Origin of the sequence: Candidatus Gullanella endobia (genome assembly GCF_900048035.1) — a bacterium.
Lineage (GTDB): Bacteria > Pseudomonadota > Gammaproteobacteria > Enterobacterales > Enterobacteriaceae > Gullanella > Gullanella endobia.
Genome location: NZ_LN999832.1, coordinates 653,755 through 667,092, shown reverse-complemented (window position 1 = coordinate 667,092; position 13,338 = coordinate 653,755). Strand labels below are relative to the sequence as shown.

Annotated in this window: 2 protein-coding genes, 3 tRNA genes and 2 rRNA genes; 2 read left to right on the top strand and 5 right to left on the bottom strand. The window is 34.1% G+C overall.

Annotated features, from left to right (window positions below; translation table 11 throughout):
- Positions 1 to 815: 815 nt before the first annotated feature.
- Positions 816 to 2,810, top strand: a complete 1,995-nt coding sequence (tkt, locus tag FVIR_RS01915) for a transketolase (protein WP_067498268.1) — start codon at positions 816 to 818, stop codon at positions 2,808 to 2,810.
- A gap of 474 nt (positions 2,811 to 3,284) precedes the next feature.
- Here tkt and FVIR_RS01910 read toward each other — a convergent pair.
- From FVIR_RS01910 to FVIR_RS01890, 5 genes are all read right to left on the bottom strand, one after another.
- Positions 3,285 to 3,357, bottom strand: a tRNA-Trp gene (locus FVIR_RS01910).
- Positions 3,358 to 3,527: 170 nt separating this feature from the next.
- Positions 3,528 to 6,434 (bottom strand): 23S ribosomal RNA (locus FVIR_RS01905).
- A gap of 319 nt (positions 6,435 to 6,753) precedes the next feature.
- Positions 6,754 to 6,829 (bottom strand) — tRNA-Ala (locus FVIR_RS01900).
- Positions 6,830 to 7,022: 193 nt separating this feature from the next.
- Positions 7,023 to 7,096: transfer RNA gene (locus FVIR_RS01895), tRNA-Ile, on the bottom strand.
- A gap of 71 nt (positions 7,097 to 7,167) precedes the next feature.
- Positions 7,168 to 8,709, bottom strand: a 16S ribosomal RNA gene (locus FVIR_RS01890).
- The 16S and 23S rRNA genes sit together here with 3 tRNA genes alongside, the layout of an rRNA operon.
- 2,498 nt (positions 8,710 to 11,207) lie before the next feature.
- Between FVIR_RS01890 and FVIR_RS02790 the strand changes: the two genes are divergently transcribed.
- Positions 11,208 to 11,393, top strand: coding sequence for a hypothetical protein (locus tag FVIR_RS02790; RefSeq protein ID WP_082799142.1), 186 nt, complete (start codon positions 11,208 to 11,210; stop codon positions 11,391 to 11,393).
- The last annotated feature ends 1,945 nt before the right edge of the window (positions 11,394 to 13,338 follow it).

Below are 13,338 nucleotides of genomic sequence, written 5' to 3'. Positions count from 1 at the left end.
TAATTAGTATAAGAATTATATTGTTTAATTAAAAATTGATAGATATTTCTAATAGAAATATCTATGTTATTTCACTAAAATAATATACTAGCTAATAAAATACTTCATACTATTTTAATAGTAAGATTTCTCTAAAAATATTAATACATACGTTAACATCACTAGAATAGTCATAGTCTATGACAGACTAAGTATTTTTGGATAAATAATCCAAAACTTTGTAAGATATAATACAACATAGTGAATATTATTATCTTTATCTTAACGATTTTAGTCTTTTAACTCGTTATCTTTTATTTTATTTTAAATTTTTCATATATAGCTAGTTTAATTTCTGCTTGATATCTGTTTTTTTTTTGGATTATTTTATAATGATAGTGAATCGTAACATTTCTTGTTAAGAAGAACTATCTTAAGAATTTAGTCTACTCTAGATAGATAACTACACTAAATTCAGACTTAGTATAAATATACTATATTATCTTAATATTTCATTAATAAGTATACTGCTAAGTATACGTAGTAATTTTAAAAAAATTAACAGTACTTTAGTTGATAATAGAGATATCAAGTTTATTTATTATTAATATATTATAATCTTTTTATTATCAATTTATCCCTAATCATAGCATGATATCCAATCTCTGATTTTTTATGTTTTCATTAAATTAAAATTATTACAATAATCAAAAAAAGAATATTTCTATTCTGTATTATTATACATATGTAATAATATTTATTTTATAAAATAAAAACGTTTTAAAATAATTTATTTCTATAGTAATGGACAATAGAAAGATAGTGTGGAACACCTCATGAGATCAAAAAAATCACTTGCTAACGCTATCCGTGTATTAAGCATGGATGCTATTCAAAAAGCTAATTCTGGTCACCCTGGCGCACCAATGGGTATGGCAGATATCGCTGAAGTTTTATGGTGTGATTACATGAACCATAATCCATCCAATCCAAAATGGGTTAATCGAGACCGTTTTGTTCTTTCTAACGGTCACGGCTCAATGCTACTCTATAGCATTTTACATCTTACTGGCTATAATCTATCGATAGAAGAGTTAAAAAATTTTCGGCAACTACATTCTAAAACTCCAGGACATCCAGAATATGGCTGTACAGATGGTATAGAAACTACTACCGGACCTTTAGGTCAAGGAATTGCTAATGCTATCGGTATGGCGATAGGTGAACGTACTCTGGCAGCACAATTTAACCGTACCGGTTACCAGATTATTGATCATTATACCTATGTTTTTCTCGGAGACGGCTGTATGATGGAAGGTATTTCTCATGAAGTCTGTTCGTTAGCTGGTACTATGAAGTTAGGAAAATTAATAGCTTTTTATGATGATAACGGTATTTCAATCGATGGTAACGTTGAAAGTTGGTTTAGTGATAACACTGCTGCTCGTTTTGAAGCTTATGGTTGGCATGTTATACGCAATGTAGATGGCCACGATAGGGATTCCATTAAAGCAGCTATCGATAAAGCTCATTTTATTACTGATAAGCCGTCTTTACTAATATGCAAAACTATAATCGCATTCGGCGCACCGACAAAAGCTGGCACTCATAACGCCCACGGTACACCTTTAGGCAATAGCGAAATTGCTGCTACACGAGAAGCACTTGATTGGAAGGATCCACCTTTTATTATTCCATTAGAAATTTACCAAGGTTGGGATGCAAAACAGGCAGGCAAGAAAAAAGAAGCGGCTTGGAACGATAAATTTCAAGCCTACGAAAATGCTTTTCCCGAACTAGCATATGAGTTGAAACGCCGCATAAATGGTAAATTACCAGAAAATTGGAAGTTAGAAAGCAAAAATATTATTGAACAACTCCAAGCTAAACCAAAAAAAATTGCTAGTCGAAAAGCTTCACAAAATGCATTAGAAGCCTTTGGTCCTATGTTGCCAGAATTTATAGGCGGCTCGGCAGATTTAACTCCAAGTAATTTGACTATATGGTCAAAATCTATGCCTATTACTGATGATATTTGTGGTAATTATATCCATTATGGCGTACGTGAATTCGGTATGACAGCTATTGGCAATGGTCTGGCTAATTATGGTGGTTTTATACCTTATACTGCTACATTTCTAATGTTTGTTGAATATGCGCGTAATGCAGTTCGTATGGCAGCGCTTATGAAATCTCACCATATTATGATTTATACTCATGATTCTATAGGTTTGGGTGAAGATGGTCCAACTCATCAACCTATTGATCAATTAGCTAGCCTACGTATGACACCAAATATGAGTAATTGGCGTCCATGTGATCAAGTAGAAACCGCTGTTGCTTGGAAAAAAGCTATCGAACGCTACGATGGACCTACCGCGCTTATTTTATCACGTCAAAATATGGCACAACAAGATCGTACGGCACAGCAATTAGCTGATATTACTCGCGGTGGATATGTATTAAAAGATTGCAAGGGAAAGCCGGAATTAATTTTTATAGCGACTGGTTCAGAAATAGAACTAGCAGTAGCTGCTTATAAACAATTACAGGCTGAAGGTCGAAAAATACGAGTTGTATCTATGCCTTCTACCGATGTTTTCGATGCACAAGATGATAACTATAAAGAATCTGTTTTACCGAGAGAAGTAAAAGCCCGTATTGCTATCGAAGCTGGTATTGTCGATTATTGGTATAAATATGTAGGCCTTGATGGACAGATCATCGGTATGACTACTTTTGGTAAATCGGCACCAGCAGAGGAATTATTCAAGATTTTCGGGTTTACTCAAGAGAATTTAGTAAAAAAAGCGCGTTTATTATTGAAGTAATATTTTCTTTTTATTTTAAAATCCTTTTTAGATAGACTAAAAAAACTAATTTTTACTATAAGTGAAAGAAGCACTCTATAATTTTTTAGAATGTTCTTCTAATAAGAAGATTTTTTAAATCAAGAAAAAGTTAAAGTTATTTATTCAAATATATCGCTTATTAGATTGAATAGTAGAAAATTAAATCAAATGATATATCTATTACTTACTAGTATAAGTAAGTAATAATCTTAATTTTACTAATCAATAAGGGAGTAAAAACGACTTCCACTTATTATTCTTTCTTTTGAAAGAGAAAATATTTGTTGTTCTAAATCAACATAATTTTATTAAAATAGTAAACTAGATAAAAGTTTAAAATATAAAATAACAAAATAGTTCTTTATTTAGAAATATTGCTAATACAATACTATTTTTTTAAAGAGTAAAAATAGTAGATAAAAATATTTTTGTAAAGATCTCTTTATGATTGGACAGGGGCGGAGAGAATCGAACTCCCAACATCCGGTTTTGGAGACCGGTGCTCTACCAATTGAACTACGCCCCTAATACTTAATAGAGCAATAGTATAGGTAAAAGTTAAATTTTAAACTTTAAAAAACGAGCTATGCTATTATGTAAATTAATTTTAATTTTTAAAATTATTAGTTTATCTTTTTTATCTGAAATTTATCTGAAACTTCGCCATTTTTATTTCTCAAACAACTCAGGTGTTGTGAGGTTAAGTCTCACGGGTCATTAGTATCGGTTAGCTCAACGCTTCACAACGCTTACACACCCGACCTATCAACGTCATCGTCTTTAACGTCCCTTTAGGAGACTTAAAGTCTCAGGGAAGACTAATCTTGAGGAAAGTTTCCCGCTTAGATGCTTTCAGCGGTTATCTCTTCCGCACGTAGCTACCGGACAGTGCCATTGGCATGACAATCCGAACACCAGTGGTGCGTCCACTTCGGTCCTCTCGTACTAGAAGTAGCCCCTCTCAATCTTCCAACGCCCACGGCAGATAGGGACCGAACTGTCTCACGACGTTCTAAACCCAGCTCGCGTACCACTTTAAATGGCGAACAGCCATACCCTTGGGACCTGCTTCAGCCCCAGGATGTGATGAGCCGACATCGAGGTGCCAAACACCGCCGTCGATATGAACTCTTGGGCGGTATAAGCCTGTTATCCCCGGAGTACCTTTTATCCGTTGAGCGATAGCCCTTCCATACAGAACTACCGGATCACTAAGACCTGCTTTCGCACCTGCTCGAGTAGTCACTCTCGCAGTTAAGCTAGCTTATGCCTTTGCACTAACCTCACGATGTCCGACCGTGATTAGCTAACCTTTGTGCTCCTCCGTTACATTTTAGGAGGAGACCGCCCCAGTCAAACTACCCACCAGACACTGTCCTCGACCCGGATAACGGATCTGAGTGAGAATATCAAACGTTAAAGGGTGGTATTTCAAGGATGGCTCCATGTTAACTAGCATCAACACTTCAAAGCCTCCCACCTATCCTACACATTAAAGTTCAATATTCAGTATCAAGCTATAGTAAAGGTTCACGGGGTCTTTCCGTCTTGCCGCGGGTACACCGCATCTTCACGGCGAATTCAATTTCACTGAGTCTCGGGTGGAGACAGTCTGACCATCATTACGCCATTCGTGCAGGTCGGAACTTACCCGACAAGGAATTTCGCTACCTTAGGACCGTTATAGTTACGGCCGCCGTTTACCGGGGCTTCGATCAAGAGCTTCTCCTTACGGTTAACTCCATCAATTAACCTTCCGGCACCGGGCAGGCGTCACACCGTATACGTCCACTTTCGTGTTTGCACAGTGCTGTGTTTTTAATAAACAGTTGCAGTCAGCTGGTATCTGCGACTGGCTTCAGCTCAGGAAAAACCTTTACCTATATGCCAGTGTACCTTCTCCCGAAGTTACGGCACCATTTTGCCTAGTTCCTTCACCCGAGTTCTCTCAAGCGCCTGAGTATTCTCTACTTGACCACCTGTGTCGGTTTGGGGTACGATTCAGCATAACCTAGAACTTAGAGGCTTTTCCTGGAAGCGTAGCATCAATTCCTTCACTACCATAGTAGTTCGTTATCACGCCTTAGTGTTATAAAAAAACGGATTTTCCTGTTTTTTTCACCTGTACGCTTGAATCGGGACAACCGTCGCCCGACGAACCTAGCTTTCTCCGTCCCCCCTTCGTAGTTATGCTAAGTACAGGAATATTAACCTGTTTCCCATCGACTACGCCTTTCGGCCTCGCCTTAGGGGTCGACTCACCCTGCTCCGATTAACGTTGAACAGGAACCCTTAGTCTTTCGGCGAGCGGGTTTTTCACCCGCTTTATCGTTACTTATGTCAGCATTCGCACTTCTGATACCTCCAGCAGCTTTCACAAGCTACCTTTACAGGCTTACAGAACGCTCCCCTACCCAGCAACACATAAATGCTGCTGCCGCAGCTTCGGTACATGATTTAGCCCCGTTACATCTTCCGCGCAGGCTGACTCGACCAGTGAGCTATTACGCTTTCTTTAAATGATGGCTGCTTCTAAGCCAACATCCTGGCTGTCTAGGCCTTCCCACATCGTTTCCCACTTAATCATGATTTTGGGACCTTAGCTGGCGGTCTGGGTTGTTTCCCTCTTCACGACGGACGTTAGCACCCGCCGTGTGTCTCCCGTGATAACATTCTACGGTATTCGTAGTTTGCATCGGGTTGGTAATCCAGGATAGATTCCTAGCCGAAACAGTGCTCTACCCCCGTAGATGACTTCACGAGGCGCTACCTAAATAGCTTTCGGGGAGAACCAGCTATCTCCCGGTTTGATTGGCCTTTCACCCCTAACCACAAGTCATCCGCTAATTTTTCAACATTAGTCGGTTCGGTCCTCCAATTAGTGTTAACTAATCTTCAACCTGCTCATGGCTAGATCACCGGGTTTCGGGTCTATATCCTGCAACTAAACGCCCAGTTAAGACTCGGTTTCCCTACGGCTCCCCTATACGGTTAACCTTGCTACAGAATATAAGTCGCTGACCCATTATACAAAAGGTACGCAGTCACATCTTGGAAGATGCTCCTACTGCTTGTAAGTACACGGTTTCAGGTTCTATTTCACTCCCCTTACCGGGGTTCTTTTCACCTTTCCCTCACGGTACTGGTTCACTATCGGTCAGTCAGGAGTATTTAGCCTTAGAGGATGGTCCCCCTATATTCAAACAGGATATCACGTGTCCCGTTTTACTCATCGAGCTCACAACAAGTACACCTTCAGATACGGGGCTATCACCCTATATTGCCGGACTTTCCAGACCATTTTCCTAATGTACAAGTTGATGATAGCTCTGGGCTGTTCCCTGTTCGCTCGCCACTACTAAGGGAATCTCGGTTGATTTCTTTTCCTCAGGGTACTGAGATGTTTCAATTCCCCTGGTTCGCTTCATTAAGCTATTTATTTACTTAACGATTATGCAAAATAAATTGCATAAGGTTTCCCCATTCGGAAATCGCCGGTTAATAACGCTTCATATCAGCTCACCGACGCTTTTCGCAGATTAGTACGTCCTTCATCGCCTCTGACTGCCTAGGCATCCACCGTGTACGCTTAGTCACTTAACCTCACAACCCTGAACTGTCTGTATTTTATGACGAACTGCATATCTGAAATTTAATATCTTAATTTTATATTACTCTTCAAGTTATTACTTAAAGAGCTATATATAAAGAATAAATAACATTTATACGCCGTATATATACACCATCTCAGATTTTTCTTACTTTTCCTGAGAGATTCGCATACTGAATTTACACTAGTACACGATTTAAATTTTTAGCTTGTTTCAGATTGTTAAAGAGCTATATTTCACAAATATTCTTTGTAAGCATACTTGCAGAATAACATAATACAAAAATTAAAATAAAGCTATATTTCAATAAATGGTGGAGCTAAGCGGGATCGAACCGCTGACCTCCTGCGTGCAAAGCAGGCGCTCTCCCAGCTGAGCTATAGCCCCAAATTCAATTACCTTGATATTATCATGTCGTTACTTATGTATAATATTATTTATTTAATAAGAAATAATTGTTAACATTGTAACATTACAGATTAATAGTCAGTTTTGTTTTTTGATTTTTAGTATAAAATTATTAAAAAATACGCATCAGTAAGAAATTTTTGCTTGATAAATACCACATAAATAGAACTAGTAGGCCTGAGTGGACTTGAACCACTGACCTCACCCTTATCAGGGGTGCGCTCTAACCACCTGAGCTACAAGCCTATAGCAGGTTTTCTTACTTATTCAGTTATTAAATAATCTGTGTGGACACGTCACTCAACGTATTGTTTTAGTAAGGAGGTGATCCAACCGCAGGTTCCCCTACGGTTACCTTGTTACGACTTCACCCCAGTCATGAATCACAAAGTGGTAAGCGCCCTCCTTAAGGTTAAGCTACTCACTTCTTTTGCAACCCACTCCCATGGTGTGACGGGCGGTGTGTACAAGGCCCGGGAACGTATTCACCGTGGCATGCTGATCCACGATTACTAGCGATTCCGACTTCATGGAGTCGAGTTGCAGACTCCAATCCGGACTACGACGCACTTTGTGAGGTTTGCTGACTCTCGCAAGATCGCTTCTCTTTGTATGCGCCATTGTAGCACGTGTGTAGCCCTACTCGTAAGGGCCATGATGACTTGACGTCATCCCCACCTTCCTCCGGTTTATCACCGGCAGTCTCCTTTGAGTTCCCGATAATATCGCTGGCAACAAAGGATAGGGGTTGCGCTCGTTGCGGGACTTAACCCAACATTTCACAACACGAGCTGACGACAGCCATGCAGCACCTGTCTCAAAGTTCCCGAAGGCACCAAAGCATCTCTGCTAAGTTCTCTGGATGTCAAGAGTAGGTAAGGTTCTTCGCGTTGCATCGAATTAAACCACATGCTCCACCGCTTGTGCGGGCCCCCGTCAATTCATTTGAGTTTTAACCTTGCGGCCGTACTCCCCAGGCGGTCGATTTAACGCGTTAGCTCCGAAAGTCACGCCTCAAGTCCGCAACCTTCAAATCGACATCGTTTACAGCATGGACTACCAGGGTATCTAATCCTGTTTGCTCCCCACGCTTTCGTACCTGAGCGTCAGTTTTCGTCCAGGGGGCCGCCTTCGCCACTGGTATTCCTCCAGATCTCTACGCATTTCACCGCTACACCTGGAATTCTACCCCCCTCTACGAAACTCTAGTTTGCCAGTTTCAAATGCAGTTCCCAGGTTAAGCCCGGGGATTTCACATCTGACTTAACGAACCGCCTACGTACGCTTTACGCCCAGTAATTCCGATTAACGCTTGCACCCTCCGTATTACCGCGGCTGCTGGCACGGAGTTAGCCGGTGCTTCTTCTTCAGGTAACGTCAATCAATAGTAATATTAATACTATTGCCTTCCTTCCTGCTGAAAGTGCTTTACAACCCGAAGGCCTTCTTCACACACGCGGCGTGGCTGCATCAGGGTTTCCCCCATTGTGCAATATTCCCCACTGCTGCCTCCCGTAGGAGTCTGGACCGTGTCTCAGTTCCAGTGTGGCTGGTCATCCTCTCAGACCAGCTAGGGATCGTCGCTTAGGTGAGCCATTACCTCACCTACTAGCTAATCCCATCTGGGTTCATCCGATGGTGTGAGGCCATAAAGTCCCCCACTTTGGTCTCACGACATTATGCGGTATTAGCTACCGTTTCCAGTAGTTATCCCCCTCCATTGGGCAGATCCCCAGACATTACTCACCCGTCCGCCGCTCGCCGGCAAAGAAGCAAACTTCTTCCCGATTCCGCTCGACTTGCATGTGTTAGGCCCACCGCTAGCGTTCAATCTGAGCCATGATCAAACTCTTCAATTGAAAATTAATTCTCAAAGAACTAAAATAATTAGAATTGATATATTGATATTATACTAATCTTTATTTTTCGCTCTTTAAGATTTGATACTTCAATATCGTTTTGTTAGTGCCCACACAGATTATTTAATAAATTATTAAAGAGCAGTATCATAAGATTTTTTCTCAACTAGATGCAGTTTGCACAGTACCCGATTCTCTACTGTATAGTCAAGTTTTATTTTTTCTACTATATTACGAATTACTTAAATTCAAATAAGAAAGTAGATCATACTAGATCATACTAACTTTTACAACTATTAAGTTTATATTATAGAATATTAATAGCTAATAACAAGTACTAATTTAAACTTTTATATTAAATGGTGATAAATTAAACAAATAACTATTTTCCGTCCAATACTAGCTATAAGCTAAGTCTAATGTCAATACACAAAAAATTTTATTTTCTTATTGCAGATTATATAAAACAATAGCACTTCCATCTCTTTACATAAGAAACTGGTGAAAAGCTAATATGAGCTATAGAAGATAGGTAAAAATACGAAAAATTTATATTTACTGCTGTCAAAAGTGTATATATCCTCTAATAGGATAAAATTATAATGTGTCGGTGCTAGTATTAGCTCTACGATTATATGTAATTACGAGTTAATAAGCTTTGCTTATTTCTATTTTTCCTAATAGCCACATAATATGAATATTATGTGGCTATTAGATTATTTATTAATCAACAACTAGTCTAGAATGAACTAGATAAATTTCTTATGATAGTTAATTTTAGCTAAAATTTTTCTTTCGAAAAAAAAAGAAAAATATAGATTCACTTAACTTAATATAGTAACAATTGAATCAGAGAGATTGATCAATTTTTATTTAACTAAAAGAGAATAAGCATTTATAATACTGATATAGATATCAATTTAATATAAAATTTCAATTCCACTATATTTAGTAATTCAGATATCTTCAATTGTAAAATTTAACAATTTTATAATAAATTAATTAATAAGATAACGAGTGTGATTGTTTTATATAATTATATATGTTACTAGCAATGCGACGCTAGTAACATAATTAAGAAAATTACGTCTATAAAAATTAAATTACGATAAATCATATCAATCCTATCAAAAATGTTCTTTTTTTTAGCAGAAAATACTCTATTACTAATAATGCAATAAATAATGGGAATTTAATAATATTTCTCAGGTTGTTTTATAGGTTAAGAACCTATTAATGCTAATAATTTAAGCTAATAGTTTAAAAAGTAAGCTTTTATAAAAGTGATAGTAAAAAATTATCATTAATAAAATTCCATCTTTTAATCTGATAAATATGCATTGTTTCATAGTATGAAATATACCAGTAGTACATCATAAGGTTTAAACTTAGTTATTAATGAATATAATACTGCAATATCTTATCAGATTAATTTTACCTAGCTTTATATGTTAATTGATATAATTAAAAAATTTTGTTTTAGTATTAATCAAATCGAATGATTGTAACAATAATTGCTATATTAGTAAACCCATTTTAAACGAGCATAATTCATGCGTATTCTTTCAATGTGTACTATTGCTTATATAGTGATAAATTGTTTCTTCTCTGTTTAAGATACATATCATATCGTTAACATTATTACGATAGGTCGATAATTATTAATTAAATAGATTTATTAAATTTTAAATTTCTATTTTAGACTGATTTTTTGTTTGAGATTTAAAGTGTATATTATCGCTATATACACTGTAAAATCGATAAATATGTGTGGTATTGCAAAATAAATTAATTAAATTTCCGATCGAATTCGAATTATAGATTAATGAATATTATCTAGAGAAATATTCAATATATTATAGAAAATACGCTCTAGATTTAGATACCCTCTTATCTTAGATAAGATAATATGCTAATAAAATTAACATAAATATTATTGATTAATATCAGTATATATTTAATATTTAGTATTTATATTGTGAATAAATAACGAGCTTTTTTGGCTAAACTCTTGTTCTGATCAATCTTTTAAATTAATTTATTGTCTTCAAGTACTTATTTAATAAGTCCACGATTAAAATTATTGCAAGTAACCACACTAACCAAGGTTAACAGTAAATCTTACTACTACTGTAATAGTACAAGTATTATAAAAACGATCTATAAAAAACAATTTTTATAGATTATTAGAATATTGCTACTAACTATAAGATCTAAGTGAGAAATAGATCACATTTAGCTAGTTAATAACTCTACCGTTTTTAATAATTAATATATCTAAGATATAGATATATTATGATAATAATAGATAATAAATTGAATATTAAGTGTTTATTTCTTGCTACTCTCTTAATAGAGAAAGTAGTAAAATATCTATTTAGTAGAAATTAATCATAATTCTCAAGATATAATTTACCGATTAATATGAACAATAGTTAAAAGTAAAAGTAGCACGTCTGAAATAAATAAATAATGCTAGCATTATAGGTGTTTAATACATATATTTCCGTTCAAAACATATACATTATCGCATATGTGTTAAATTTCATATCTGGTATCATAAAGATGATTTATGTCATGTTATGTTTTATTTAAAAATAAAAACACAGATTTGCATTGATTATTTTACACCAGGAAATTTGCTAATTAATGTACTAATCTTTAAAATTATGATAGTCGTTTGACTGTAATCCCTATTGCATACCGAATTATTTTAAATAAACTATCTTAAAACTTAGAGCGGCTAAGTGATCGTAACATTTATTTACTACTACCCTCTAGATAACTTCTAGTCTGTATGTGAATAAGATTTACGTAATGACTAACATATTAGAAGTTATCATGCTTAATTTATTAGTTTTATTAAAAAACTAAATATGTCTAAAACTACAATTATATTAATAAGCGTTTAACTATCAATAATCGTATACTTATTTATTGATAGATCAAGAATAGTTTTACCTAACTAAACGCCAAAATTAGCATACACATGCTAGAATAGGTATTCTTGGTTACTGAAAAAGCAAAAAAAGAAATTTACAGAATTTTACTGTAGTTATATTAATATTAATTAATATTAATGCGTTATTTTAACCAAATTACTTCCACCGAAATCGATAAATCTTTTATTAGAAATAAGAATAATATAATATATTTTAATCTAACAATATCGAACTGTTATTAGTTAGTTAATTTTATATTTTATATAGTATATTTATATTGGAGATCTTTATGTAGCATTGAAATAATATATAGCTATAACTATAAGTCTGCAGCGAGGGTAAAATGATTATATGATGTTATCATATATGTTTTTTTCTTTTTAACTAAAAACTTCGAGAAAAACTTCAAGCATAAAAATATAGCACGAACCGATCTATAAGCTAATGCTAGCTTAAGCAAGAATTACTTATAGCTAATTCATGCAAATAGCATTTTTATCTAATTTTTCTTCTAATATCTTTTAACTTAAAGACCTCTCTGTTGAGAATATATCAACTACCATACTAAGAGCTAGTAATATATCAAAAATAATAATACTTAAAAACCTTACATTACTAGAACTATAAAATCGTTTTTGATTTTGAATACTCATGAAATTAAAATAAATGTAAACTATCTTATCGATTTGAAGAAATAATAATTAATGATTAACGATTAACCTTATTAATACAAAATATTAATTTTGACTAAAATTAATTACATATAACTTTGTTGTTACAATAATTAATTTTAAAATTTAAAATAAAGAAATCTTTTAAAAGATGTTTTTTATGACTATTTTCGTTTGAAAATTTATAGCTGCATCAACATATTTAAAATATATTAAAATTAATACAATGCTAAAATAAGATAAGTATCATCGTTAATCGCTAAAGCCTTACACTTGTTTAAATTTGATATGAATAAACTAAAATATATCTACAATTTTCATATATAATATTTTATTTTTTAATTCTAACATTATCATATGTAAATATAATTAAATCTTTAATAACACTAAAAGGCAAATAATGCTAGCTATTCTATTTTAATAGAATATCCAATAACATAATTGCGATGAAAACGATTTCTAAGTTATTGCAAATAAAAACTTAGATAATTAACTAGATTATTTTTATTAATGATATAAGTTGTATTGATTAATATACTTAAATTGAGTGAATTAACTCATAAAAAATGCTAAAATAGTATCGAATAATCTTATTATTTATCACAGATAAATATTCTACTGTGTATTATAGTCCTGTATAATCAAGTAATGAGTAATTATATTATAATAAGTATAGTTATATATTAATATATTATAAAATAAATTAATGATTCACTAGCAAATAACATAATATTTTAATAAAGGGTAGTTATAAGTAGGTTAAAAGTAACTTAGTGTAATAAAATAGAACTCTTACAAATTTTTACTAAAATTTTATTATTTTATTCCATAAAAGTGGATATTTCCATTATTTTGTAAATTTTTCATAATCTATTTTTATATGAAATTATTTCATAAATCACTGTTTTTTAAAAACAAACGATTCAATATTGAAATTGATAAACTGGATACTAATAAAATATCCAATACAATTCCTATATTAGAACAAATGATAATATAGTAGTTTCGGGAACAAA

Bases quoted from the DNA above. Each gene is read 5' to 3' on its own strand.
- tkt (WP_067498268.1), top strand. From the start codon at position 816: ATGAGATCAAAAAAATCACTTGCTAACGCTATCCGTGTATTAAGCATG.